The organism is Heyndrickxia coagulans DSM 1 = ATCC 7050 (genome assembly GCF_000290615.1).
Classification (GTDB): domain Bacteria; phylum Bacillota; class Bacilli; order Bacillales; family Bacillaceae_C; genus Weizmannia; species Weizmannia coagulans.
Genome location: NZ_ALAS01000122.1, coordinates 18,044 through 43,328, shown reverse-complemented (window position 1 = coordinate 43,328; position 25,285 = coordinate 18,044). Strand labels below are relative to the sequence as shown.

The 25,285-nt window shown below is 49.1% G+C and carries 21 protein-coding genes, 1 rRNA gene, 2 pseudogenes and 1 riboswitch; of the genes and pseudogenes, 22 read left to right on the top strand and 2 right to left on the bottom strand.

Annotated features, from left to right (window positions below; translation table 11 throughout):
- Window positions 1–191: 191 nt before the first annotated feature.
- A 5S ribosomal RNA gene (rrf, locus tag IC21_RS06510) occupies window positions 192–307 on the top strand.
- Between the two features lie 469 nt (window positions 308–776).
- Here the strand turns inward: rrf and IC21_RS06500 are convergent.
- Window positions 777–1,505, bottom strand: coding sequence for a DsbA family oxidoreductase (locus tag IC21_RS06500; RefSeq protein ID WP_029142048.1), 729 nt, complete (start codon window positions 1,503–1,505; stop codon window positions 777–779).
- A gap of 150 nt (window positions 1,506–1,655) precedes the next feature.
- On the opposite strand from IC21_RS06500, the gene IC21_RS06495 reads away from it, so the two are divergent.
- From IC21_RS06495 to purD, 14 genes are all read left to right on the top strand, one after another.
- Window positions 1,656–2,198 (top strand): DUF2179 domain-containing protein, encoded by a 543-nt coding sequence (locus tag IC21_RS06495; protein WP_029142047.1) that lies wholly within the window; start codon window positions 1,656–1,658, stop codon window positions 2,196–2,198.
- Window positions 2,195–2,407 carry an NETI motif-containing protein gene (locus IC21_RS06490; RefSeq protein WP_029713789.1) on the top strand — a complete coding sequence of 71 codons (213 nt, stop codon included), beginning with the start codon at window positions 2,195–2,197 and terminating at the stop codon, window positions 2,405–2,407. Before IC21_RS06495 ends, IC21_RS06490 begins: the two co-directional genes overlap by 4 nt.
- Window positions 2,408–2,455: 48 nt before the next feature.
- Window positions 2,456–2,556, top strand: a riboswitch (purine riboswitch).
- Window positions 2,557–2,697: 141 nt separating this feature from the next.
- Window positions 2,698–3,174 carry a 5-(carboxyamino)imidazole ribonucleotide mutase gene (gene purE, locus IC21_RS06485; RefSeq protein ID WP_371836364.1) on the top strand — a complete coding sequence of 159 codons (477 nt, stop codon included), beginning with the start codon at window positions 2,698–2,700 and terminating at the stop codon, window positions 3,172–3,174.
- Window positions 3,155–4,315 carry a 5-(carboxyamino)imidazole ribonucleotide synthase gene (gene purK / locus IC21_RS06480; RefSeq protein WP_029142045.1) on the top strand — a complete coding sequence of 387 codons (1,161 nt, stop codon included), beginning with the start codon at window positions 3,155–3,157 and terminating at the stop codon, window positions 4,313–4,315. The genes purE and purK overlap by 20 nt, the downstream gene beginning before the upstream one ends.
- Window positions 4,308–5,603, top strand: a complete 1,296-nt coding sequence (purB, locus tag IC21_RS06475; RefSeq protein WP_017552970.1) for an adenylosuccinate lyase — start codon at window positions 4,308–4,310, stop codon at window positions 5,601–5,603. The genes purK and purB overlap by 8 nt, the downstream gene beginning before the upstream one ends.
- An 89-nt stretch (window positions 5,604–5,692) precedes the next feature.
- Window positions 5,693–6,403, top strand: a complete 711-nt coding sequence (gene purC, locus IC21_RS06470) for a phosphoribosylaminoimidazolesuccinocarboxamide synthase (protein WP_029142044.1) — start codon at window positions 5,693–5,695, stop codon at window positions 6,401–6,403.
- A complete protein-coding gene (purS, locus tag IC21_RS06465; RefSeq protein ID WP_017552972.1) occupies window positions 6,396–6,650 on the top strand; it encodes a phosphoribosylformylglycinamidine synthase subunit PurS in 255 nt (84 codons plus the stop codon). The genes purC and purS overlap by 8 nt, the downstream gene beginning before the upstream one ends.
- Window positions 6,647–7,330: a phosphoribosylformylglycinamidine synthase subunit PurQ gene (gene purQ, locus IC21_RS06460; RefSeq protein ID WP_017552973.1), complete on the top strand. Its 684-nt coding sequence runs from the start codon at window positions 6,647–6,649 to the stop codon at window positions 7,328–7,330. The genes purS and purQ overlap by 4 nt, the downstream gene beginning before the upstream one ends.
- Complete coding sequence (purL, locus tag IC21_RS06455; protein WP_013860599.1) at window positions 7,314–9,563, top strand: phosphoribosylformylglycinamidine synthase subunit PurL; 2,250 nt, start codon at window positions 7,314–7,316, stop codon at window positions 9,561–9,563. The genes purQ and purL overlap by 17 nt, the downstream gene beginning before the upstream one ends.
- Window positions 9,548–10,972, top strand: coding sequence for an amidophosphoribosyltransferase (gene purF / locus IC21_RS06450; protein WP_013860598.1), 1,425 nt, complete (start codon window positions 9,548–9,550; stop codon window positions 10,970–10,972). The genes purL and purF overlap by 16 nt, the downstream gene beginning before the upstream one ends.
- 19 nt (window positions 10,973–10,991) lie before the next feature.
- Window positions 10,992–12,038 (top strand): phosphoribosylformylglycinamidine cyclo-ligase, encoded by a 1,047-nt coding sequence (purM, locus tag IC21_RS06445; protein ID WP_029142043.1) that lies wholly within the window; start codon window positions 10,992–10,994, stop codon window positions 12,036–12,038.
- Window positions 12,031–12,624, top strand: coding sequence for a phosphoribosylglycinamide formyltransferase (gene purN / locus IC21_RS06440; protein WP_029142042.1), 594 nt, complete (start codon window positions 12,031–12,033; stop codon window positions 12,622–12,624). The genes purM and purN overlap by 8 nt, the downstream gene beginning before the upstream one ends.
- On the top strand, window positions 12,621–14,150 hold the full coding sequence (gene purH, locus IC21_RS06435; protein ID WP_013860595.1) for a bifunctional phosphoribosylaminoimidazolecarboxamide formyltransferase/IMP cyclohydrolase: 1,530 nt from the start codon (window positions 12,621–12,623) through the stop codon (window positions 14,148–14,150). Before purN ends, purH begins: the two co-directional genes overlap by 4 nt.
- 222 nt (window positions 14,151–14,372) lie before the next feature.
- Complete coding sequence (gene purD, locus IC21_RS06425) at window positions 14,373–15,623, top strand: phosphoribosylamine--glycine ligase (RefSeq protein WP_029142040.1); 1,251 nt, start codon at window positions 14,373–14,375, stop codon at window positions 15,621–15,623.
- A 94-nt stretch (window positions 15,624–15,717) separates the two neighbouring features.
- On the opposite strand, the gene IC21_RS06420 is transcribed toward purD, so the two are convergent.
- Window positions 15,718–15,948 (bottom strand): YgaP family membrane protein, encoded by a 231-nt coding sequence (locus IC21_RS06420; RefSeq protein ID WP_013860593.1) that lies wholly within the window; start codon window positions 15,946–15,948, stop codon window positions 15,718–15,720.
- Window positions 15,949–16,053: 105 nt separating this feature from the next.
- On the opposite strand from IC21_RS06420, the gene IC21_RS06415 reads away from it, so the two are divergent.
- The 7 genes and pseudogenes from IC21_RS06415 to IC21_RS06380 form a co-directional block, all read left to right on the top strand.
- The gene (locus IC21_RS06415) at window positions 16,054–17,796 is read left to right on the top strand and encodes an adenine deaminase C-terminal domain-containing protein (RefSeq protein WP_029142039.1); all 1,743 of its coding nucleotides are present in this window, start codon (window positions 16,054–16,056) and stop codon (window positions 17,794–17,796) included.
- Between the two features lie 134 nt (window positions 17,797–17,930).
- Entirely contained in the window at window positions 17,931–18,938 is a 1,008-nt protein-coding gene (locus tag IC21_RS06410; RefSeq protein ID WP_029142038.1) for a DUF3048 domain-containing protein, read from the top strand.
- 67 nt (window positions 18,939–19,005) lie between these two features.
- Window positions 19,006–19,338 carry a YerC/YecD family TrpR-related protein gene (locus IC21_RS06405; protein WP_013860590.1) on the top strand — a complete coding sequence of 111 codons (333 nt, stop codon included), beginning with the start codon at window positions 19,006–19,008 and terminating at the stop codon, window positions 19,336–19,338.
- A 272-nt stretch (window positions 19,339–19,610) separates the two neighbouring features.
- The gene (pcrB, locus tag IC21_RS06395; RefSeq protein WP_029142037.1) at window positions 19,611–20,306 is read left to right on the top strand and encodes a heptaprenylglyceryl phosphate synthase; all 696 of its coding nucleotides are present in this window, start codon (window positions 19,611–19,613) and stop codon (window positions 20,304–20,306) included.
- Between the two features lie 37 nt (window positions 20,307–20,343).
- Window positions 20,344–21,027, top strand: a pseudogene (locus tag IC21_RS06390) (UvrD-helicase domain-containing protein); the annotation flags it as partial.
- 704 nt (window positions 21,028–21,731) lie between these two features.
- Entirely contained in the window at window positions 21,732–23,597 is a 1,866-nt protein-coding gene (gene ltrA / locus IC21_RS06385; RefSeq protein ID WP_029142036.1) for a group II intron reverse transcriptase/maturase, read from the top strand.
- Between the two features lie 94 nt (window positions 23,598–23,691).
- A pseudogene (locus tag IC21_RS06380) lies at window positions 23,692–25,233 on the top strand (3'-5' exonuclease); the annotation flags it as partial.
- Window positions 25,234–25,285 lie beyond the last annotated feature (52 nt).

Sequence of the window (25,285 nt, the reverse complement as noted above, 5' to 3'; positions counted from 1 at the left end):
AGCCCCGACAAGCGAATGTTCTGACCGGCATGGAGCCGTCTTTTGGCTCCGTGGCGGGCAGGTGATTCGACCTCGAGGGGCTAGGCACCGAAGCTGGACAATTCTCAAAGTTAGAAACCAAAGCTATTCTCCGTTTACAGTTTTTTCTCCCATCCGGTTTTCAGGGAACACATCCCAAAATAAAATACAGGTCCGGTGATGATGGCGGAAAGGTCACACCCGAATACATCCCGAACTCGGAAGTTAAGCTTTCCAGCGCCGATGGTAGTTGGGGGTCTCCCCCTGCGAGAGTAGGACGTTGCCGGGCCAAAAGAGAACCGCAGACAAATCGTCTGCGGTTTTTTCGTACTTGTATAAAAAACACTGTTTACTGCTTTCACCGGAATGCAGCCCGTTTTACTCAAAATCACTGCTGGAGGAAGGATATGGAAGGCGGTATACCTCAATGAAATATTTTCCACAAAATGAAATTCTTTTTTGTTTGCAAATTTATTTTTTAAACAATTGCATCTTATTGAATAATTTTTTCTTCGTGAGATAATGATCATGTAATATAGATAACGTTTTCTTTAGAGCCCCTGCCAAAATAAAAATATACCCTTGAGCGAGGCTCTGAATTAAAATAGAGGGCCAGGATCAGCCTGCCCAGGAATGTAGCAATGGAAACGATAACTTAAATTCGTGAACAAATTCTTCTACCCCTTAAAAGCGGGCACAGAAAGAGTGCCAATGCATATTTTGAAAAGGCAGGGAATATCCCTGCCTTCCTAACATGGTTACTTTTCTTCCTTCCCGGGTACAATGCAGCTTCCATCTGCACAGGCAACGTCTTCTTCGGTGGACAGGTCTTGCAGCACCGGCGCTGCGGCTTCTTCCTGCCATACTTTCTGAAGGGCGCTTGTAAAGGTTTCGAGCGGCTGGGCGCCGGAGATGGCGTATTTTTGGTTGAGAATAAAAAACGGGACGCCGGTGATGCCGTATTGCTGTGCGATGGCTTCATCCACGCGTACGTCATTTAAATAGGCATTCGGGTCACGAAGCACTTCCAAAGCTTTTTCCCGGCTGAGGCCTGCAGATTCGGCGATTGCGGCAAGTGTTTCGTGGTCACCGATATACGCTCCTTCTGTAAAATAGGCGTGGAACAGTTTTTCGGCGAGTTCCGCCCCTTTGCCTTCAGCCACGGAAAATTTTTCAAGGCGGTGTGCATCTAGCGTGTTTGTCGGCTTCATGTTGTCAAAATCATAACGAAGCCCCACGCTTGCCGCCTGTTCACCGATCCCGCGGTTTGCCTTTTTTGCTTCTTCCATGCTGATGCCGTATTTTTCAGCAATCGCTTCGTGGATATTTTTGCCGATGCTTTTTCCGGCAGCAGGGTCAAGTTCAAACGCTTTAAATTCAACTTCCACCTGGCTCCGGTGCGGAAATTGTGCCAGCGCCATTTCCAAACGCCGTTTTCCAATATAGCAAAATGGGCAGACAAAGTCAGACCACACTTCAATTTTCATATGAACACCCCATTTCTTCGATTACCCCCTATCGTATCACAAAAAAGTTTTATTATAAAAAATCATGCTTATGGATACGTTTACTTTGCTCCGGACGTGATATGATGGAAAAGAAGCAAAATGAATGTGTGATGAGGAGGGGTAACATCATTGCTCCACAATAGTATTGTCATGGTGCTGATTATTTTTGTTGTCAATATTATCTATGTATCCTTCTCGACAACGAGGATGATTCTAACGTTAAAAGGATACCGGTATATTGCCGCTTTTGTCAGCATGGTTGAAATCATCATTTATATCATCGGTCTCGGGCTTGTTCTTGATAATCTGAATAAGATCCAAAACATTATTGCGTATGCGGCCGGTTACGGAATCGGCGTCATAGTGGGAATGAAAATTGAAGAAAAACTGGCGCTCGGCTATATTACGGTCAATGTCATTACAACAGGGGCAAATTTGGATTTGGCAAAAAAACTGCGGGAAAGTGGCTACGGCGTCACCACATGGGATGCGCACGGGCTTGAAGGGGACCGGATTGCCCTCCAGGTTTTGACGCCGAGGAAGTATGAGCTGAAATTATACCACGCGATTCAGACGATTGATCCAAAGGCCTTTATTATTGCTTACGAGCCGAAAACCATTTACGGCGGTTTTTGGGTAAAAGCGGTGAAGAAAGGGAAATTGAGCAAATGAAAAAACAGTTTGAAGTGCTTGAAAATGAGACCATTGCGGACTGTCTGGCAAGAATGGAAAAAGAGGGCTTCCGGCCGGTCAGAAGAATCGAAAAGCCGGTGTTCCGGGAAGTCAAGAAAAGCGGCAGGAAAGAATATGAGCCGGCCACTAGAAAAATTGTATTTGAAGGAAGGAAATCAAGTTCAGACCCGAACATTACCGGCCTGTAAAACATCAATTATTCGTTGACAGCAACAAGCCTCCCTGTTAAGATAAAAATACAAAGTGAATATGACCCTCATATATAATGGGAATACGGCCCATACGTCTCTACCCGGTTACCGTAAATAACCGGACTATGAGGGAAAGCGGAAGTTGGGAATCACAAGGTTTTCCATGCTTATTTGTGCTGCACCCGGATGGACTGCTTTCTCTCTAAAATAGAGCGGGCAGATCCGTCCGGGTTTTTTTGTACATAAACAGGGGAGGGATGCAGGTGGCAGTTGAAGTTGGCGTCATTATGGGCAGCATTTCGGACTGGGAAACGATGAAACATGCATGCGGCGTGCTGGATGAATTGAACGTGCCTTACGAGAAAAAAGTCGTCTCTGCACACCGGACGCCGGATCTGATGTTTCAATATGCAGAACAGGCAAGAAGCAGGGGCGTAAAAGTCATCATTGCGGGAGCAGGCGGCGCGGCTCATTTGCCAGGGATGGTCGCAGCAAAAACGACGTTGCCAGTCATCGGCGTGCCGGTCCGGTCAAAAGCGCTGAACGGCCTTGACTCTTTGCTTTCAATCGTGCAGATGCCGGGCGGTGTCCCGGTTGCAACGGTCGCGATCGGAAAAGCGGGCGCAACAAATGCCGGACTGCTTGCCGCCCAAATTTTATCCACAACAAACGAACATATTGCCAAAAGGCTTGAACAAAGACGGGAAAGACTTTCGAAAACCGTATATGAAAGCAGTGATCAACTTGAACAGGAAAATGATTAAACCGGGGAGCACAATCGGCATCATCGGCGGCGGCCAGCTCGGGAGAATGATGGCCCTTGCCGCAAAAGAGGCGGGTTTTAAGATCATTGTCCTTGATCCTGTGCCGGATTGCCCGTGTGCGCAGGTGGCGGACGGGCAGATCACGGCGCCATATAATGATGAAGCGGCATTGCGGGAGCTCGGGGAACGATGCGATGTGCTCACCTATGAATTTGAAAATATCGATTATGAAACATTGAAAAAGGCCACCGGATTTGCCCATGTGCCACAAGGAGCGGAACTGATCCGGATCACGCAGAACCGTATTTTTGAAAAAGAAGCAGTTGCAAAAGCAGGCGTCCGGGTTGCGCCGTACCGCATCGTTGAAAACGCGGCGGATTTGAAAGAAGCTGTTGGGGAAATTGGCTATCCATGTATTTTAAAAACGGCGCGCGGCGGTTATGATGGAAAAGGGCAGATCACGCTCCGGCATGAAGGGGATTTTAAGGAAACGGATCCGCTTCTTTCCCACGGCGCATGTGTCCTTGAAAAAATGATTCCATTTACAAAAGAACTTTCTGTCATCATCACCCGGAATGAAACAGGGGAAACGAGCCTTTTTCCGGTAGTTGAAAATATTCATCACAACCATATTTTGCATCAAACAATCGCGCCGGCACGGGTGGGAAATACGGTGAAAAAAGAGGCGGAGCAACTCGCCCTAAAGGTGGCAGAGCAGCTTCATTTAACCGGCACGCTTGCAGTCGAAATGTTTTTAGAAGCGGACGGCACGCTTTATGTCAATGAACTGGCGCCGCGCCCGCATAATTCCGGGCATTACTCGATTGAAGCCTGTTCGATTTCGCAATTTGGCCAGCATATCCGCGCGATCTGCAACTGGCCGCTCCGCAAAGTGGAACTCTTGAAGCCGGCTGTTATGAATAATCTGCTCGGCCAGCACGTCGAAAGGGCGCTTACGCAAATTCCTTACCAGCCGGAATGGTCGGTCCATCTTTACGGCAAAAAAGAAGCGAAATTCCAGCGAAAGATGGGCCATATTACAGTGCTGACAGAGGAAATCGAAGAGACTTTGCTTTCCCTTGAACAGTCCGGTGTATGGCAGGATGTACAGAAACGATCGGAGGCAGCAGTGAATGATTGAACGCTATACAAGGCCTGAAATGGGCGCCATCTGGACAGACGAAAATAAATACAAAGCATGGCTTGAAGTGGAAATCCTTGCCTGTGAAGCATGGGCGGAGCTTGGGGAAATCCCGAAAGCAGATGTGCAAAAAATCCGTGAAAATGCCAGATTTGATGTTGAAAGAATTTTAGAAATTGAGCAGGAAACGCGCCACGATGTTGTCGCTTTTACAAGGGCCGTTTCGGAGTCGCTCGGCGAAGAAAGAAAATGGGTGCATTACGGGCTGACGTCCACGGATGTGGTCGATACGGCGCTTTCTTATTTGATCAAACAGGCAAATGAAATCATAGAAAAAGACCTTGAACGTTTTATTGAAATTTTAAAGCAAAAAGCAATTGAACATAAATACACCGTCATGATGGGCCGTACCCACGGCGTCCATGCCGAACCGACCACTTTTGGCCTGAAAATGGCGCTCTGGCACGAAGAAATGAAACGGAATCTCGAACGCTTCAGGCAAGCGGCGGACGGCATCCGTTACGGGAAATTAAGCGGTGCTGTCGGGACCTATGCCAACATCGACCCGTTCGTTGAGCAGTATGTCTGCGGGAAACTCGGCTTAAAGCCGGCGCCCATCTCCACGCAAACGCTGCAGCGCGACCGCCACGCTTATTACATCGCGACCTTGTCTTTGATCGCGACATCGATTGAAAAATTTGCTACGGAAATCAGGGGGCTGCAAAAAAGCGAAACCCGTGAAGTGGAAGAGTTTTTCAGCAAAGGGCAAAAAGGATCGTCCGCGATGCCGCATAAACGCAATCCGATCGGTTCGGAAAATATGACCGGGATGGCGCGGGTGCTGCGCGGCTATATGGTAACGGCGTATGAAAATGTCTCCCTTTGGCATGAGCGCGACATCTCGCATTCTTCCGCGGAACGGATTATTTTGCCGGATGCAACGATTGCTATTAATTATATGCTGAACCGGTTCGGCAATATTGTGAAAAACCTGACCGTCTTCCCGGAAAATATGAAACGGAACATGGACAAAACGCTCGGTCTCATTTATTCACAGCGGGTTTTGCTTGCCCTGATTGATAAAGGCATGTCCCGTGAAGCTGCATACGATACGGTGCAGCCGAAAGCAATGGAGTCGTGGGAAAAACAAGTGCCGTTTAAGGAACTGTTGAAAAAAGACCCGGCCATCCAAAGCAGGCTCACGGAAGCAGAACTCGAGGAATGCTTTGACTACCATTATCATTTGAAACATGTCGATACGATTTTTGACCGTCTCGGGCTGAACTGAACCGGGGCGGCCGGGTGAATTCAGCCCGGCTGTCCCGGAAAATAAAAAGCGGCTGCGAAATTTGCGCAGCAGGCTAAGGAGGCAGGCGCATGCTTGTATACGAGGGGAAAGCAAAACGGTTGTATGAAACAGAGGATCCGGATGTATTGCGCGTCGAGTACAAAGACTCGGCCACCGCGTTTAATGGCGTGAAAAAAGCGGAGATTGAAGGAAAAGGGAAGCTGAACAATGAGATTTCAAGCCTGATCTTTAAGCGGCTTGCGGACAAAGGGGTCAAGAGCCATTTTATCCGTAAAATATCGGAACGCGAACAGCTTGTGCGCCGGGTGGAGATCATCCCGCTTGAAGTAGTCGTCCGCAATGTCGTGGCGGGCAGCCTTGCAAAGCGCCTCGGGCTTGAAGAAGGAACGCCGGCCGGGCAGCCGGTTGTCGAATTTTATTATAAAAAGGACGAACTCGGCGACCCGCTCATTACAGAAGACCATGTACGGCTTTTAGGGATTGCAAGTTCGGAAGATTTGCAGTTTTTAAGAAAACAGGCGCTCGTTGTCAATGAGAGCCTAACGGCGCTGTTTGCGGAAATCGGCGTCCGCCTTGTGGATTTCAAACTCGAGTTCGGACGCGGACGTGACGGGGCGATCCTTTTGGCCGATGAAATTTCCCCGGATACGTGCAGGCTCTGGGACCGGGCAACGAATGAAAAGCTGGATAAAGATGTGTTCCGCCGGGATTTGGGCAGTTTAACGGAAGTTTACCAGGAAATCTTAAATCGCTTGAGAGGAGATATTTCGCATGTATAAAGTGAAAGTCTATGTCACCTTGCGCGAGGGCATCCTTGATCCGCAGGGGGCTGCCATCAACCAGTCGCTTGTCCAGCTCGGCTACAGTGAAGTGCAGGATGTGCGGGCCGGAAAATATTTAGAGCTGCTTGTAGAAAAGGCGGACCGGGACCTGGATGCCGTCATCCGGGAAGTGTGCGGGCGGGTGCTCTCAAATCCTGTCATCGAAGACTACCGCTATGAAATTGAGGAGTGTGTTGCGCCGTGAAGTTTGCATGTCTTGTTTTTCCGGGATCGAACTGTGACACCGATATGTTTCATGCGATTCAAGATGCACTTGGTGAAGAAGCGGCATACGTCCGCCATGATGCGGATAGCTTAGATGGTTTTGACGGGATCCTCCTGCCGGGCGGGTTTTCGTACGGCGACTATTTGCGGACAGGCGCGATCGCACGCTTTTCGCCGGTCATGCAGGCTGTTGCAAGAGCTGCTGAAGAGGGCAAACCGGTGCTTGGCGTCTGCAACGGATTTCAAATTTTGCTTGAAGCCGGCCTTTTGCCGGGGGCCATGCTCCGGAACGCAGGCTTGAAATTCGTCTGCAAAACGGTGCCGCTTGTAGTCGAAAATGCCGCAACGATGTTTACTTCCCTGTATGAGCAGGGGGAAACGATCCGGATTCCGGTTGCCCACGGGGAGGGGAACTATACTTGCGATGCGGAAACGCTCGAAAAGCTGAAAGAAAACAGGCAAATTGTGTTCACGTACGGGGAAAATCCTAACGGGAGTATTGCCAATATTGCGGGAATTATGAACGAACAAGGCAATGTGCTCGGGATGATGCCCCATCCGGAACGGGCCGTTGAAGCATTACTCGGAAGCACGGACGGTTTGAAGCTGTTTAAATCCATTGTAAAAAACTGGAGGGAATCCCATGCCGTTATTGCTTGAACCAGGACCGGCCGAAATCAAAAGCCAAAAGATTTACCGTGAAATCGGGCTGACAGACGAAGAATTCGCACGGGTCGAAACGATTCTCGGCCGGACGCCGAACTATACCGAAACAGGGCTGTTTGCCGTCATGTGGTCGGAACATTGCAGTTACAAAAACTCTAAGCCGGTCTTAAAAAAGTTTCCGGTAAAAGGCGAACGCGTTCTCCAGGGGCCCGGGGAAGGCGCCGGCATCATTGATATCGGCGACGGGCTGGCGGTTGTTTTTAAAATTGAAAGCCATAACCACCCGTCCGCGATTGAACCGTACCAGGGCGCGGCAACGGGCGTCGGCGGGATTATCCGCGATGTGTTTTCGATGGGGGCAAGGCCGGTTGCGCTTCTCAATTCGCTCCGTTTCGGCGAACTCGATTCCCCGCGGGTGAAACGTCTTTTCAAAGAAGTCGTTGCCGGAATTGCGGGCTACGGCAATTGCATCGGGATTCCGACAGTCGGCGGGGAAGTGGCATTTGATCCGTGTTATGACGGCAATCCGCTCGTTAACGCGATGTGCGTCGGCCTGATCGAACATAAAGACATTCAAAAAGGGCAGGCGCGCGGCATCGGGAACACGGTCATGTATGTCGGCGCAAAAACAGGAAGGGACGGCATCCACGGCGCCACCTTTGCCTCCGGGCAGCTCAGCGAAGATTCGGAGGAAAAGCGCCCGGCAGTCCAAGTTGGCGATCCGTTTATGGAAAAACTGCTCCTTGAAGCCTGCCTCGAACTTGTCCGCCATGATGCGCTCGTCGGCATCCAGGATATGGGGGCGGCCGGGCTCATCAGCTCCTCTTCCGAAATGGCCAGCAAGGCGGGCGTCGGGCTTGTAATGAATCTTGACCGCATTCCGCAGCGCGAAACTGGGATGACGCCATATGAAATGATGCTCTCCGAATCGCAGGAACGGATGCTGATTGTCGTAAAAAAAGGCCGGGAACCGGAAATCATCCGCCTTTTTCAAAAATACGGGCTTGATGCGGTTGCTATCGGAACGGTAACCGGCGATAAAATGCTCAAATTGTACCACAACGGCGAACTTGTCGCGGATGTGCCGGCCGATGCGCTTGCAGAAGATGCGCCCGTCTACCATAAACCGTCCAAAATGCCGGCTTATTTTGCAGCCTGCCAAGCGATGAAACCACAAATCCCGGCGGTGGAAAATCTTCAGGAAACCTTTTTCCAATTGCTCAAACAGCCAACCATTGCCAGCAAAGAATGGGTGTATGAACAGTACGACTCTCAGGTGCGGACGAACACGGTGGTCATGCCGGGCTCGGATGCAGCCGTCATCCGGATCCGCGGGACAAGAAAAGCGCTCGCGATGACAACGGACTGCAACGCCCGCTACGTCTATTTGGATCCGGAAACAGGCGGGAAAATCGCAGTGGCGGAAGCGGCACGCAACATTATCTGTTCCGGAGCCCAGCCGCTTGGCGTGACAGACTGCCTGAACTTTGGCGCACCGGAAAAGCCGGAAATTTTCTGGCAGCTCGAAAAAGCGGCAGATGGCATGAGCGAAGCATGCCGCAAGCTTGAAACCCCGGTCATTGGCGGCAATGTCTCACTGTATAATGAAACATTGCAAAAAACAGAAAACGGGGAAGTGTCCGTACAGGCTGTATATCCGACACCGGTTGTTGGCATGGTCGGACTTCTCGAAGACATCAAATATGTGACCACGCAGACATTTAAACAGGCTGGTGACCTCATCTATCTGATCGGGGAAGCAAAACCGGAATTCGGCGGCAGCGAACTGCAAAAGCTTACGGACGGCCAAATTTCCGGAAAACCGCCGGCACTCGATTTGGAAACTGAAGCCCGGCGCCAGCACCAACTGCTTGCTGCGATCCAGTCCGGCCTTGTGCAAAGCGCCCATGACGTCTCGGAAGGCGGTTTTGCACCGGCACTCGCTGAATGCCTGTTTGGGACGGAAAATTTGGGGGCCAATGTGGTTTTAAAAGGCAACCCGGTTACGGCGTTATTCAGCGAAACCCAGTCACGATTTATTGTGTCAGTGAAGAAAGAGCACCAGCAGGCGTTTCAAAAATTGGTGGATGAGGCTGTTTGGATTGGCAACGTCACGGATGATAAGCAAATGGCTGTCAAAGGGGAAAACGGGGAGACGTGGATTCAGGCGGATACAGAGGAATGCGAAACGGCCTGGAAAGGAGCCTTAAAATGCTTGCTGAAATAAAGGGATTAAATGAGGAATGCGGGATTTTCGCGGTATGGGGCCATAAAGAAGCGGCACAGCTTGCCTATTACGGGCTCCACAGCCTGCAGCACAGGGGGCAGGAAGGTGCGGGTATTGTTGTCAAACAAAACGGGCGCCTCATTGGCAAAAAAGGGGAAGGGCTTGTGACGGAAGTATTTTCAGCCCAGTCTTTTGCCGGGCTTGACGGAGATGCGGCCCTCGGGCATGTCCGCTACGCAACAGCGGGCGGCGGCGGGATTGAAAACGTCCAGCCGCTTCTGTTTCATTCGCAAAACGGCAGCCTCGCGCTTGCACATAATGGCAATCTCGTCAACGCGCATACATTGAAGCACCAGCTTGAAATGCAGGGCAGCATTTTCCAGACGACATCCGATACAGAGGTGCTCGCCCATTTAATGAAAAGAAGCGGCTACCGCACCATGAAGGAACAGATGAAAAGCGCGCTCACGATGTTAAAGGGGGCGTATGCATTTGCCGTCATGACCGAAGACGAGCTGCTTGTCGCCCTTGATCCGAACGGTTTGCGCCCGCTTTCACTCGGACAAATCGGCGACGCTTATTGCATTGCTTCGGAAACATGCGCGCTTGACATTGTCGGGGCTGAGTTTATCCGCGACATCCGCCCTGGTGAACTCGTATCGGTCAGCAGCCGCGGCATTGAGTCGGAGCCGTATGCGTATGCTGCGAATCCGGCCATTTGCACAATGGAATATGTTTATTTTTCCCGGCCGGACAGCAATATCCACGGCATCAACGTCCATGCCGCCCGCAAGAATATGGGGAGAAGGCTTGCAATCCAGGCGGGCATTGACGCGGATGTCGTAACCGGCGTGCCGGATTCAAGCATTTCGGCGGCGATCGGTTATGCGGAACAATCCGGCATCCCTTATGAAATGGGCCTGATCAAAAACCGTTATGTCGGGCGCACGTTCATCCAGCCGTCGCAGTCGCTGCGCGAACAGGGTGTGAAAATGAAACTGTCGCCGGTGCGCGCCATCGTCGAAGGAAAGCGGGTGGTCATGGTTGATGATTCGATCGTGCGCGGAACGACAAGCAAACGGATCGTCACCATGCTCCGCGATGCCGGGGCAACGGAAGTGCATGTATGCATCAGCTCGCCGCCGATGAAACATCCGTGTTTTTACGGCATTGACACATCGACGCATGAAGAACTGATCGCAGCCCGCCACAGCGTGGAGGAAATCCGCCAGATCATCGGCGCAGACACCCTCACTTTTTTGACGGTTGACAATATGCTCGAGGCAATCGGCAGGCCGGCGATCAATGAAACATGCGGCCAGTGCCTTGCCTGTTTTACCGGCAAGTATCCGACGGAAATTTATCCGGATACGGTGCTGCCGCATGAAAAAGAACTGATTCAAAAATAGCAATTAACGGAGGATTCCTATGGCAAACACATACCGGGATGCAGGCGTCGACATCGAAGCAGGCTATGAAGCGGTCAAACGGATGGGAAAGCATGTGGCGCGGACAAACCGGGCGGGGGCAATCGGTGCACTCGGCGGATTTGGCGGCATGTTTGACTTATCTGCGCTCCATTACCGCAAGCCCGTGCTTGTTTCCGGAACGGACGGCGTCGGCACAAAACTGAAACTTGCCTTTTTAACAAACAAGCATGATACAATCGGCATCGACTGTGTCGCCATGTGCGTCAATGATATTATTGTCCAGGGGGCGGAACCGCTTTTTTTCCTCGATTATATTGGTTGCGGCAACCAGAACCCGGAAACGATTGAGCAAATTGTAAAAGGCGTGGCGGAAGGATGCGTGCAGGCAGGGTGCGCGCTTGTCGGCGGAGAAACGGCAGAAATGCCGGATATGTATGAAGAAGGCGAATACGATCTAGCGGGATTTGCGGTTGGCGCATGTGAAAAAGAGGCGCTTGTCACGGGGAAAAACACCGCGCCCGGAGATGTTTTAATCGGCCTTGCGTCAAGTGGCATCCACAGTAACGGCTATTCGCTGATCCGGAAAATTTTTCTAAAAGACCATGCGATGACCGTTGATACGATTTTGCCGGAACTGGGCCGGCCGCTTGGGGAAGTGCTGTTAACCCCGACAAAAATTTACGTCAAACCGGTGCTTTCCGCGTTAAAAAAATTTGAGGTCAAAGGAATGGCACATGTAACAGGCGGCGGGTTTTATGAAAATATGCCGCGCATGCTCAGAGCCGGGCTCGGTGTTGAGATCAGCCTTGGTTCATGGCCGGTCCCGCCCGTTTTTTCCGCTGTGGAATCTTACGGAAACGTCAGCCTCGATGAGATGTTTCACGTTTTTAACATGGGAATCGGGTTTGTCCTCGCGGTGAATGCGGAAGATGCACAGGCTGCTGTTTCCTTTTTCAACCAGTCCGGGGAACAAGCTTTTATCATCGGCCATGTTACAAATACGGCGGGTGTCCGTTTTGCAGCAGGGAGCAGAGGCGATGCATAAAATAGCTGTTTTCGCATCGGGCAGCGGCACAAATTTCCAGGCGATTTGTGATGCAGCTAAAAAAGGGGAACTGGATGCCGCGATTGAACTGCTAGTATGCGACCGTGAAGATGCGTATGCCATCCGCCGGGCAGCACAAGAAAACATCCCGGCGTTTGTATTCAATCCGAAAACGTACCCGGATAAGCGGGCGTATGAGCAGGAAATTTTGGCGCAATTACAGAAAAAACAAATTGAATGGATTGCCTTGGCCGGCTATATGCGGCTGATCGGGCAGGTGCTACTGGATGCGTATCCGCGGAAGATTATTAATATCCATCCGTCGCTGCTGCCGGCTTTTCCGGGCAAAGACGCGATCGGGCAGGCGCTTGCGGCAGGCGTGAAAATAACGGGCGTGACCATTCATTATGTCGATGAAGGCATGGATACCGGGCCGATTATTGCGCAGGCGGCTGTCCCTGTGCTTGACGGGGACACATACGAAACATTAGCGGCAAGAATGCATCAGACAGAGCATGTGCTGTATCCGGATGTGCTCAAGAAGCTGGTGGAAAATCAAACCAACATGGAGGTTTTACCGGAATGAAAAGAGCTTTAATCAGTGTATCGGACAAGACAGGGGTAACGGCATTTGCACAAAGTTTAAGCGGGCTCGGCTTTGAAATTCTCTCAACCGGCGGCACGAAAAAAGCGCTGGAAGAAGCCGGCGTGCCTGTTACGGGGGTGGAAGAGGTAACAGGTTTTCCGGAAATTTTGGAAGGCAGGGTAAAAACGCTCCATCCCAACATCCACGGCGGGCTTTTGGCAAAACGGATCCCGGAGCATGAACAGCAAATTGCAGCGCAAGGGATCAAACCGATTGACCTCGTCTGTGTCAACCTTTATCCATTCCGGCAGACGATTGCAAAGGCGGATGCCACGGAAGAAGAGGCCATCGAAAATATTGATATCGGCGGGCCGTCCATGCTGCGTGCGGCCGCGAAAAATTTTGAATATGTCACCGTTGTTACGGACGCGGGGGACTACGGCAAAGTGATTGACGAAATTAAAACGCACGGCGATGTGACGAAAGATACGAAAAAAGCGCTGGCTGCAAAAGTTTTCCGCCATACAGCCGCGTATGACGCCATGATTGCCGATTATATGACAACGCTTGTTGGCGAAGAGGCCCCGGAAAAGGCCACGTTTACATATGAGCTCAAGCAAACGCTCCGTTACGGGGAAAACCCGCACCAAAAAGCAAGCTTTTATATCAACCCGCTTGGTTCGCCATTTTCGATTGCACACGCAAGGCAGCTGCACGGCAAAGCATTATCGTACAATAATATCCGCGATGCAGATGCCGCCCTGCAGATCGCAAAGGATTTCAAGGAACCGGCAGCGGTTGCCGTAAAGCATATGAACCCATGCGGCATCGGGGTCGGGAACTCGGCGCTTGAAGCGTATAAAAAAGCGTACGAGGCAGACCCAAAGTCGATTTTCGGCGGCATCGTCGCATTCAACCGGCCTGTTGACCCGGAAACGGCCAGGCTGCTGCATGAAATTTTCCTCGAAATTGTGATTGCCCCGTCGTTTGCGGATGAAGCGTTTGACATTTTGGCGAGCAAGAAAAATATCCGCCTTTTGACTGTGCCTTTTTCGGATGCGCACAAGCCGGAAAAAATCATTACTTCCGTAGAAGGCGGGCTGCTGATCCAGGATCAGGACACCTATACTTTGGATGAGGCCCAAGTGAAAACTGTCACAAAACGTAAGCCGACAGAACAGGAATGGCAGGCTTTGAAACTGGCCTGGAAAGTGGTAAAACATGTGAAATCGAATGCGATTGTGGTGACGGATGCTGAAAAAACGCTCGGGATCGGCGCCGGGCAGATGAACCGCGTCGGCTCGGCGGAAATTGCGTTGGCCCAGGCCGGTGAAAAAGCAAAAGGAGCCGCGATGGCATCCGATGCATTCTTCCCGATGGACGACACCGTCGAAGCAGCTGCCAAAGCCGGCATTACTGCCATCATCCAGCCGGGTGGGTCCATCCGCGACGAAGACTCCATCAAAAAAGCCGATGAATACGGCATCACGATGGTCTTCACCGGCATCCGCCACTTTAAGCACTAACAGAAAAGCGCGGCACACGGGCTTCTTATTCGTTGGAGGACCGATGCTGCTTACCGCAGGGAAAAGGTGCAGAAGTATGCAAGCCCGGGAAGCAGAGCCGGACAAACAGAAAAGCGGAGGCGACTGTCCTGCCCGGCAGTCCCCGGGTTCTATTGTATACGATCATAAAATTAGTCAGAAGACCTTACAAAATGATGGACAAAGAGAGGAGGCCACGTTAAAATGAAAGTACTTGTAATTGGGAGCGGTGGCCGCGAGCATGCCATCTGCAAAAAATTATCGGAAAGCCCCCGCGTTGGCAAAATTTATTGCGCACCGGGAAACGGTGGCATCGCCCAAATCGCTGAAACCGTTCCGATCCGCGAAACGGACACGGCTTCTCTGCTCGCTTTTGCAAAAGACAAAGGCATTGAACTGACGGTTGTCGGCCCGGAAGCCCCTTTAAGCGCAGGGATTGTCGACGAATTTCAGAATGCCGGCCTGAAAATATTCGGGCCGTCAAAGCAGGCGGCGCGGATTGAAAGCAGCAAAGCATTCGCAAAAGAACTGATGCAAAAATACGGCATTCCGACTGCGGATTACCGCGTTTTTTCCGACTATGCGGAGGCGGAAAAATATATCGTGGAAAAAGGCGCCCCGATCGTCATTAAAGCAGACGGCCTCGCAGCCGGAAAAGGCGTGACTGTTGCGATGACACCGGGAGAAGCAAAGGAAGCGCTCCGTGCCGCTCTGATCGGGAAGAAGTTCGGGGAAGCCTCAAACCAGGTGGTTGTAGAAGAATTTTTGGAAGGGGAAGAATTTTCCCTGATGGCGTTTGTCCGGGGAGAGGAAGTGTATCCCATGGTGATTGCGCGCGACCATAAGCGTGCATATGATGGCGACAGCGGACCGAATACAGGCGGAATGGGTGCCTACTCCCCGGTTCCGCAAATCCCGGATGAAGAAGTGAAAAAGGCAGTAGAACATATTTTGCGCCCGGCAGCCAGAGCGTTGAAAGAGGAAGGCTGCCCGTTTACCGGGGTCTTGTATGCCGGCTTGATGCTGACGGAAAACGGTGTGAAAGTGATTGAATTCAACGCCCGTTTCGGCGACCCGGAAACGGAGGTTGTGCTCGAAAGGCTTGAATCGGACCTTGCGGAAATTTTTCTGGATCTGTTGGACGGAAAAAGCCCTTGCATCAAGTGGCGCAAGGAAGCTGTATTGGGAGTTGTGATTGCGGCAAACGGCTATCCGGGTGCGTACGAAAAAGGGATTCCAATTCCGCCGCTTTCAAAATTGCAGTCTTTTGTTTTCCATGCCGGCACATGCGTGGAGGGGGAAAGGCTTGTATCAAACGGCGGCAGGGTACTTTTTGTCGGAAGGAAAGCCCGTACGCTGGAAGAAGCGGGAAAAGCACTGTATCACGAATTGGAAAGGCTCCGTTTGGATGGTTTTTTCTACCGGAAGGATATCGGCAAAAGAAACCAGGATTAGTCCCTGAGGCAAAAGGCCGGAAAATCTCCGGCCTTTTGCCCGGTAGCTTTTTGCACAGGTTGTAATGTTTCCCACATGCATGTTGCCTTCTGGTCTACACTTCTTCCTGGCCGCCATTCATTTGCCTGTTTTGAATGAGATCCGTCACAGGGCAGTAGCGGACAATTCCTTCTCCCACTTTCATGGCACCCATGAGCGCCACACATAAATAGCTGCTGCGCCACGGTTTTTTCGATAATTTGGCTGTGGCCCATGCAAGCGAAGTAAGCCCGCACGTAATCCGGAGCAAGGCATTCAAAATGCCAATATTCGGTGTGATTTTCATGATGAACATCTCCTTTTCCATGTTTTCAAACTTCTTTACTGCTTTAATGGATAAAATATGGTAATATATGAATATATTAGGGTCTCCCTAGGGAGGAATGAGACAATGCTTGACCAACGTTACCGATGGAAAAACAAACAAATCAGGGAACATGTCGCCGTGCTGGACGACAAGCTTTCGCCAGACATGGTTTTAACAAATGCCCGGTTTCTTCATTCGACGTTAAGAAAATGGGTGACGGGCAATATTTGGATTTATCAGGACCGGATTGTATACACCGGGGAAAAACTGCCTGAAAAGACATCCGGATGCGAATTCACCGATTGCTCGGGGCAGTGGCTTGTGCCCGGGTATATTGAACCGCATGTCCATCCGTTTCAACTTTATAATCCCCAAACCTTTGCCCATTATGCAGCGCAAAAAGGGACAACAACATTGATCAACGATAACCTCATACTCGTTTTATTAACAGACAAAAAGAAAGCGTTTTCCCTGATGCAAAAGCTCCGCCATTCACCGGTTACGATGTATTGGTGGGCCCGGTTCGACGGGCAAACGGAGCTTGTGGACGAAGAAATGGTTTTTTCTCACGAGTGTGTAAAATCGTGGCTCGAGCATGATGCTGTCCTGCAGGGAGGGGAGCTGACCGGCTGGCCGAAACTGGCGGACGGCGACGACTTAATGCTCCATTGGATTCAGGAAGCCAAGCGGATGCGAAAAAAAATTGAAGGTCATTTCCCGGGGGCATCCGAGAAAACATTGGCAAAAATGATGCTGTTTGGGGCAGACTGTGACCATGAAGCGATGACGGGCAAGGAAGTGCTGACCCGGCTGATGCAGGGATACACGGTGTCTTTGCGCCATTCATCCATCCGCCCAGACCTGCCTGTGTTGCTGGATGAAATGAAAGCGCTCGGCATTGACCAGTTTGATCAAATGTTTTTTACAACCGACGGCAGCTCGCCTGCTTTTTACGAAGAAGGCGTGATCGACAGGATGATTCAAATCGCGATGGAACACGGGGTGCCGCCGGTGGACGCATACTTAATGGCAAGCTACAATGTGGCGCGTTACTACAATATCCAGCATTTGCACGGCATCATTGCAACAGGCCGGGTGGCAAGCATCAATTTTTTGGAAAGCGAAACAAACCCGGTGCCTGTTTCGGTCCTGTCAAAAGGGGTATGGCTGAAAAAAGACGGCAAAGGAACCGAACCGGAAGAACCGGTTGATTGGGCATTATACGGCCAAGGCCCGCTTGAACTTGATTGGGATCTCGGGTACGACGACCTGCAATTTTCCATGCCGTTCGGGCTGGAGATGTCCAACAGCGTCATTACAAAACCGTACTCCATTTCGTATGACGTATCGTATGAGGTGCTGCCAGACGCCTATGAGGACAATTTTCTTATGTTAATTGATAAAAAAGGAAAATGGCGGATCAACACACTGGTGAAAGGATTTGCCAAAAATCTGATGGGCCTTGCCTCTTCTTATTCATCGACAGGGGACATTCTTTGCATTGGAAAATCAAAAAGCGATATGCTGCTTGCGTTTAAACGGATGAAAGAAATGGGCGGCGGCATCGTGATTGCGGAAAGTGGGAAAATCATCCAGGAAATTCCGCTCCCGGTCGGCGGGATCATGTCGGATAAAAGCATGGATGAACTGATCGGGGATATGAAAAAATTTGCCGGCATTTTAAGGGACCGCGGCTATGCATATGATGACCCGATGTATTCTTTGCTCTTTTTATGCGCGACCCATTTGCCCTATATCCGGATTACTTCCAAAGGAATGTACGATGTCATGAAGAAAACGATACTCTTTCCAACAATAATGCGTTAAAATAATAAAGTACCGGAAATTTTAAAGCGGGTCGTAAAAAGGGAGATCGTTCGTTTCCGAAAAACCTCTTTCTGTACGGCTGGCTGTGATTTGCTGTTCGGTGCATTTAAGAAAGCGTGATTGGAGTTGCAAAAATGGGAAAGAAACGACTGATTGGCCTGATGTTCCTTCTGCTGGTGCTATCGGCATGCGGCCGCCAGCATGGTACAGGCGGAAATCAGCAGGGAACCGGAAAATCTGCGGCACACCAGTGGACAGCACCGCTGACAGGGCTCCGGACAACAAACAGGCCGGCAAAACGGGCGGTTGCCGTCATGATCAACAATCACCCGCTTGCACGCCCGCAATCGGGGCTTAGTTCAGCCGATGTTGTTTATGAAGCCCTGGCGGAAGGGGAAATCACCCGGTTTGTCGCAATTTTTGAAAGCCATATGCCGGCCAAATTCGGGCCGGTCCGGAGCGCCAGGCCGTATTTCATCAAGCTGGCAAAAGGATACGATGCTTTATACATTGCCCATGGCTACAGCCCGGGCGCGAAAAAGCTGCTTGATTCGGGCTATGTCGATGAACTGAACGGCATGCAGTATGACGGCACTTTGTTCAAACGGTCGGCAGCCAGAAAAGCGCCCCATAATTCCTATATCACTTATCAGAACATTTTAAAAGGTGCACGGAAAAAAGGCTATGTGATGAACCAGCCCCCGTCTCCCCTTTCTTTTGCCTCTGCAAAAGAAGTGAAAAACATTTCGGGCATTTCCGCGGGGAAAGTCAGTATCCGTTATTCAAGCCGGGACAATTTAAATGCCGTGTACCGGTATAACGCAGAAAAAGGAAAGTATGCCCGTTACGCTGGCGGGGCGGAGACGGTGGATGCAAACAACGGACAGCCGGTTCTCATCGACAATTTGTTCATTGTTGCTGCCAAACATAAGCTGATTGACAGCCACGGGCGCAAGGATATTGATTTAACATCCGGAGGAAAAGCGTATCTTATCCAAAAGGGAAAGCTCCGAGAAGTCGAATGGGAAAATGACAGCGGCAGGATTCTTCCGTATCAAAACGGGGAACTGGTCAAATTGGTGCCGGGCAAAACGTGGGTCAATATTGTACCCACTTTAAGCAGTGTTACCGTTACAGACTAGGAAGGGTTCGGGCAGTCCGGCAGAGCCGTGCCGGAAAGCAATAGAGCAAAGGAGAAGAAAAACGTTTATGCAAATAGATAAATTACGCGGAAAAGCGCTGGATCAGCTGTTTGAAGCGATCCTGTCGCTTGAAACGATTGAAGAGTGCTACCGTTTTTTTGACGATTTATGCACTGTCAACGAAATCCAGGCGATGACGCAGCGCCTGGAAGTGGCGAGAATGTTGCGCAATGATAAGACGTACCATGCGATTGAGACGGAAACCGGCGCGAGCACGGCCACTATCTCGCGCGTCAAACGCTGCCTGAATTACGGCAACGATTCTTACCAGATGGTCCTCGACCGGATCGAAAAAAAACACAGGCAGGAAAACCGTGCAGAAGAAGACCCATCAGAATAAAAAGAAAAAAGCTCTTCTTTTAAAAGAGGGGCTTTTTTGCGCAGAACAACCGCTTCCCGTGATAGAATCACGCTTGCTGGAAGGTTGCGCTTTTATTTTTCTTTTTGCCGGTGCGGCTTTTCAGGAAAGATTTTCCGGCTTTGCCGGCGGGAAAGCGCGGTGTTTCCGGGCATGGCTGTTATATTTTCCCGTTCTAATGAAAAGCTTTTTTGCCTGTACCTTCAAATGCTATAATGGGCTATGATGGAAGAAGAATGGAGGATTTCCGGTTGATGTATGATGTGCGTGAATGGCGGCATGCCTTCAAATTGGATCCGAATAAAGATATTTCGGAAAAAGATTTGGAAAAAATTTGCGAGTCCGGCACAGATGCAGTGATGATTGGCGGAACGGACGGTGTCACCCTTGATAACACGTTACAGTTAATGTCAAGGGTAAGAAGATACGCCGTGCCGTGCTGCCTCGAAGTATCGGATGCGGACGCAATCGCACCCGCTTATGACCTTTACTTGATTCCGGCGGTTTTAAACAGCAAAAATACAAATTGGATCACCGGTGCCCACCATAAAGCAGTGAAAGCATACGGGGAATGGATGAATTGGAATGAGATCGTCATGGAAGGCTACTGTATTTTAAATCCGGACTGTAAAGCCGCACAGCTTGCAGAAGCGGAAACCGGCCTCGATGACGACGACGTTCTCGCTTATGCACGCATGGCGGAGCATATGTTCAAGTTTCCGGTTTTTTATTTGGAATACAGCGGAACTTACGGAGATCCGAAGCTTGTCGAAAAAGTGAAAACAGTACTGGAAAGTACCGTTTTGTTTTACGGCGGTGGCATCCGCACTGCGGCACAGGCTGCGGAGATGGCACGGGCTGCAGATGTAGTGGTCGTCGGCAATGTGGTTTATGAAGATATACACGAGGCTGTGAAAACGGTCCGGGTTGTAAAGCAAACAGGTTTGTGATAAAATAGAACAAACATTCTCATGTGGTGGTGAAATCATGCAATTTTTAACCGACCGTATTCTGAGCGGGCTAAATCCCGAACAGAAAGAAGCGGTCAAAACAACGGAAGGGCCGCTTTTGATTCTTGCCGGGGCGGGAAGCGGCAAAACACGGGTGCTGACCCGCCGCGTTGCCTATTTAATGGTGGAAAAAGGCGTGAATCCGTATAATATTTTAGCGATTACGTTTACCAATAAGGCCGCCCGCGAAATGAAGGACAGGATTGCCGGGATCATGGGCGGTGCCGCTGAGGAAGTGTGGATATCCACTTTCCATTCGATGTGCGTGCGCATTTTGCGGAGGGATATCGACAGGATCGGCTTTAACCGCAATTTTTCCATCCTTGACGCGACCGACCAGCTATCGGTCATTAAAAACCTTTTAAAAGAAAAAAATCTGGATCCGAAAAAATTTGACCCGCGGGCGATTTTAGGGAAAATCAGCAGCGCGAAAAATGAACTGATTGATTTTGAACAGTACGCCAAACAAGCGGGCGATTTTTTTGACCAAATTGTCAGTGATGTATACGAAGCTTACCAGCAACGCCTGAGGAAAAACCAGTCGCTTGACTTTGACGATCTGATCATGATGACAATCCAATTGTTCAAGCGCGTCCCGGAAGTCCTCGAATATTACCAAAGAAAATTCCAATACATCCACGTTGATGAATATCAGGATAGTGCGACACGTTGCTAATTGAAAAGATTAGCCACCAGCGAAAGCTGGGAGAACTGATGATTCGAAGAGTCGAATGAAGGAGTAACGCCCGGAAAGGCTCTCCCTGATCCTCCGAATAGCGTCAAGATAGGTAAGGATCTTGAGGTTATAAGCTCGGTGAAGTCGGCTGAATGCTGCCGTAACAAGTCAAGTTGACGAAAGCTTTCCAGAGGTGGAAGGTGCAGCAAATAAGCCGGGGGTCTATAAAACACTCATGGTGAGAATGTTAGTGAACAACAACTAACTGACGAAAATCCGAATGTACGGTTCTAGAGGTATAGATGCTAGAAATGGCATTGTCACGGTACGTGGCGCTAGTGAGGTGGAGTAAGAATTGTCTTTATGAAACACCTTGACGTGTTACAGGCACGTCCAAGCTAGCAGGACTAGAGGATTCACCTAAAAGTGTATGTACAGATAGAATCATCGGAACGTGGGAAGCTGACAACGCGGAGGACTTACCGGCCAATGAAGCGGTGATAAGGAAAAGCGAAGGCTATAACTTATCTTTATGTCAGTGAAAGTGGTGGCACAGTACCGTTGAGGTGATGGAAACATCATGGAGGGATAGCCACTAGTCAATTTGTTAAAGCAACTACATTTATCGTCTATCAGGTTCGAGTATGACTAAGAGAAACGAAAGCTGCCAGTAACCGGGTGGTGATTAGTTGACTGATAACAACCAAAAGCTAAAGAAGAAACAAAAATTGCGTAATAATGAATACTACAATATGCAAGCAGCGTTAGATACACTTTACGCTCAAAGTAAAAATGGCTACAAATTCCGAGAGCTGTATGATCTTATCATTGATGAAAGAAATATTAAGTTGGCCTTCCGAAATATCAAAAAGAATCGCGGAAGCAAAACGAGTGGGACGAATGGTAAAACCATTCTTGATATTGGGGAAAAGGATCCTTCGTCTCTTATAAAGTATGTAAGAGCAAGGATGTCTAATTTTAAACCACATCCTGTCCGAAGGATAGAGATCCCTAAACTGGATGGGACCATGAGGCCTTTAGGTATACCAACTATTGAAGACCGCTTGATTCAACAATGTGTGAAACAAGTTCTTGAACCTATCTGTGAAGCAAAGTTTCATCCACACAGTTATGGTTTTCGTCCAAACCGGAGTGCACATCATGCATTATCAAGGGCAGTAACCTTGGTAAACAAAAACAAACTCCATTATGCCGTGGACATTGATATTAAGGGATTCTTTGACAATGTTAACCATGGCAAGCTACTGAAGCAGATATGGTCACTGGGCATTCAGGATAAGAAGGTCATTAATATTTTATCCAAAATGCTTAAAGCGGAAATCAAGGGTGTTGGTATACCAGGAAAAGGAACGCCACAAGGCGGAATTCTTTCACCACTACTATCCAACATCGTTTTAAACGAGCTGGACTGGTGGATCAGCAGCCAATGGGAAACTTTCAAAACGAAAAAGAATTACAATCGGGAACGAATGATTGGCAAAAGGCTGGTATTAGATCAAAGTGCAAAATATCGAGCATTGAGAAAAACTGGACTGAAGGAAATGTTTATTGTCCGATATGCCGATGATTTTAAAATCTTTTGCCGTAATCATAAAGATGCATTCGCTATTTTTGAAGCCGTGAAGAAATGGCTGAAAGAAAGGTTGGGACTAGAAACCAGTCCTGAAAAATCTGGGGTAATTAATTTGCGGAAAAAGCATTCTACGTTCCTTGGGTTTAAAATGAAAGCTATCCCGAAAAAAGACAAATTTGTAGCTAAAACAAATATGAGTGATAAAGCGAAAAAGAAGGCCATTGCAAAATTACGTGGCCAAATCAAAAAGGTTGAGAACAGCCCGCGAGAGGTATCTAAGCTAAATGCAACGATTGTAGGAATCCAAAATTATTACCGGTATGCGACTCATATCACTGTTGATTTAAGTAAAATTGGCTTCTCGGTCAGAAAGATCCTGTACAACCGAACGAAAGCTATTCTAAGTCAGAAAGGTACAAAGTCAAACACATTTAAAAAATTGTATCCGAAATTTAATGGGAAAGTGATTTTTATCCATGGAGTAAATGTTTTTCCAATTGATCATATAAGAACTAAATATCCAACTAATTTTAGTCAGGATATTTGCCCTTATACAGATTTGGGAAGACAGAAGATACATGATCAACTTAAGGGATGTAATCAGGCAATCATTCATCATCTTATGTATAATCCTTTACCTGATCAAAGCATGGAATATAATGATAATCGCATATCCCTTTACGTAGGACAACTTGGACAATGTGCAGTAACAAATGTACCATTAGAACTTGGAGATATGGAAGTTCATCACAAGATACCAAGAAATCAAGGTGGAAGTGATGAGTATAGAAATCTTATATTCATAAGGAAGGATGTTCACAAGTTGATTCACTCAACAGAAAAAGTGACCATCCAGAAATATCTCCAAAAGCTGAACTTAGACGAGAATGCCCTAGATAAAATCAACAAACTTCGTGTTTTGGTTGGAAACGATAAAATAGTAGGTATTATAACGCGATAACAAATTGATGGAACGCCGTATGAGGGGAAACTCTCACGTACGGTGTGAATGGGGGGGAAAGCTGGAGATGACTTCAAAGGCTTACCTATCCATATCCAATAAATCTCAGTATACACTTGTGAAATTGTTGGCTTCAAGATTTCAGAATTTGTGTGTTGTCGGGGATAATGACCAGTCGATTTACCGTTGGCGCGGTGCGGATATTGCCAATATCCTGTCGTTCGAAAAAGATTATCCGAACGCGAAAGTCATTTTGCTTGAGCAAAACTACCGCTCGACGAAGAAAATTTTACAGGCGGCCAATAAAGTCATCGAAAACAACGCAAACCGGAAAAAGAAAAATTTATGGACGGAAAACGATGAGGGGCAAAATCTCGTCTATTACCGGGCGGATAGCGAACAGGGGGAAGCGCAGTTTGTTGCCGGAAAAATTAAGGAACTCACTGCATCGGGCAAACGCCGGCACTCCGATATTGCGATTCTATACCGCACGAACGCTCAGTCCCGTGTCATTGAAGAAGTATTAATGAAATCGAACATTGCCTACAATATCGTTGGCGGCACCCGTTTCTACGACCGGAAAGAAATTAAAGATATTCTTGCGTATTTGCGGGTCATCGCCAATCCGGATGACGACCTCAGCCTGGCCCGGATTATCAATGTGCCGAAACGCGGTATCGGCCAGACTTCATTGGATAAAATCGTGCGATATGCGGCGGACCAGGAGGTTTCCTTATTTACTGTCCTTCAGGAAATAGATTTTATCGGCCTCAGCCCGAAAATTGCCAAAGCCTGCCGGGAATTTTATGAGCTTATCAGCAATTTTACCCGGATGCAGGAATATTTATCCGTTACCGAACTGGTGGAAGAATTGCTGGACAAGTCCGGCTACAGGGATGCGCTGAAACTGGAAAAATCGCTTGAAGCCGAAAGCCGGCTCGAAAATATCGATGAATTTCTTTCGGTTGCCCAGGAATTTGAGAAAGAGAACGATGACAAAAGCCTTGTCGCCTTTTTGACGGATTTGGCGCTTGTCGCCGATATTGACCGGCTTGAAGAAGATAATGCACAAAAAGATGCTGTTGTATTAATGACATTGCACGCTGCCAAAGGGCTTGAATTTCCGGTTGTCTTCCTGATCGGCATGGAAGAGGGCATTTTCCCGCACAGCCGTTCCCTTATGGACGAAGCGGAAATGGAAGAGGAAAGGCGGCTCATGTATGTCGGCGTCACGCGGGCACAGGAGGAGCTGTACCTGACCAATGCCGAAGTGCGGACGCTTTACGGGCGCATGAATATCAATCCGGTTTCACGGTTTATCAATGAAATTCCGGAAGAATTGATCGAGGATATTCGCAAGGAGGAAAAAGACCGGCTCGATTTCCGCCAGGTTTCGCGCGGCAAAACGGAAAGAAAAGAGAAACGGCCGCCTGTTGTTCCTGCCTGGCAACAAAACGGGGCCGGCAATCTTTCCTGGCAAGTGGGCGATAAAGCCGAACATAAAAAATGGGGGATCGGCACGGTTGTCAGTGTCAAGGGAGAAGGCAAATCAGCCGAACTTGACATTGCATTCCCGAGCCCTGTCGGCATCAAACGGCTTTTAGCCGAGTTTGCGCCGATTACAAAAGTAGAATAGAATAAGTCTGGACAACGAAAGGGACACAGGCGGCAAATGCCTCTTTTGCCCT

Excerpts from the sequence above, each read along its gene's own strand:
- IC21_RS06500 (WP_029142048.1), bottom strand. The coding sequence starts at position 1,505 with ATGAAAATTGAAGTGTGGTCTGACTTTGTCTGCCCATTTTGCTATATT.
- IC21_RS06490 (WP_029713789.1), top strand. The coding sequence starts at position 2,195 with ATGAAAAAACAGTTTGAAGTGCTTGAAAATGAGACCATTGCGGACTGT.
- purE (WP_371836364.1), top strand. The coding sequence starts at position 2,698 with ATGGGCAGCATTTCGGACTGGGAAACGATGAAACATGCATGCGGCGTG.
- purB (WP_017552970.1), top strand. The coding sequence starts at position 4,308 with ATGATTGAACGCTATACAAGGCCTGAAATGGGCGCCATCTGGACAGAC.
- purC (WP_029142044.1), top strand. The coding sequence starts at position 5,693 with ATGCTTGTATACGAGGGGAAAGCAAAACGGTTGTATGAAACAGAGGAT.
- purS (WP_017552972.1), top strand. The coding sequence starts at position 6,396 with ATGTATAAAGTGAAAGTCTATGTCACCTTGCGCGAGGGCATCCTTGAT.
- purL (WP_013860599.1), top strand. The coding sequence starts at position 7,314 with ATGCCGTTATTGCTTGAACCAGGACCGGCCGAAATCAAAAGCCAAAAG.
- purF (WP_013860598.1), top strand. The coding sequence starts at position 9,548 with ATGCTTGCTGAAATAAAGGGATTAAATGAGGAATGCGGGATTTTCGCG.
- purM (WP_029142043.1), top strand. The coding sequence starts at position 10,992 with ATGGCAAACACATACCGGGATGCAGGCGTCGACATCGAAGCAGGCTAT.
- purN (WP_029142042.1), top strand. The coding sequence starts at position 12,031 with ATGCATAAAATAGCTGTTTTCGCATCGGGCAGCGGCACAAATTTCCAG.
- purH (WP_013860595.1), top strand. The coding sequence starts at position 12,621 with ATGAAAAGAGCTTTAATCAGTGTATCGGACAAGACAGGGGTAACGGCA.
- purD (WP_029142040.1), top strand. The coding sequence starts at position 14,373 with ATGAAAGTACTTGTAATTGGGAGCGGTGGCCGCGAGCATGCCATCTGC.
- IC21_RS06420 (WP_013860593.1), bottom strand. The coding sequence starts at position 15,948 with ATGAAAATCACACCGAATATTGGCATTTTGAATGCCTTGCTCCGGATT.
- IC21_RS06415 (WP_029142039.1), top strand. The coding sequence starts at position 16,054 with ATGCTTGACCAACGTTACCGATGGAAAAACAAACAAATCAGGGAACAT.
- IC21_RS06410 (WP_029142038.1), top strand. The coding sequence starts at position 17,931 with ATGGGAAAGAAACGACTGATTGGCCTGATGTTCCTTCTGCTGGTGCTA.
- IC21_RS06405 (WP_013860590.1), top strand. The coding sequence starts at position 19,006 with ATGCAAATAGATAAATTACGCGGAAAAGCGCTGGATCAGCTGTTTGAA.
- pcrB (WP_029142037.1), top strand. The coding sequence starts at position 19,611 with ATGTATGATGTGCGTGAATGGCGGCATGCCTTCAAATTGGATCCGAAT.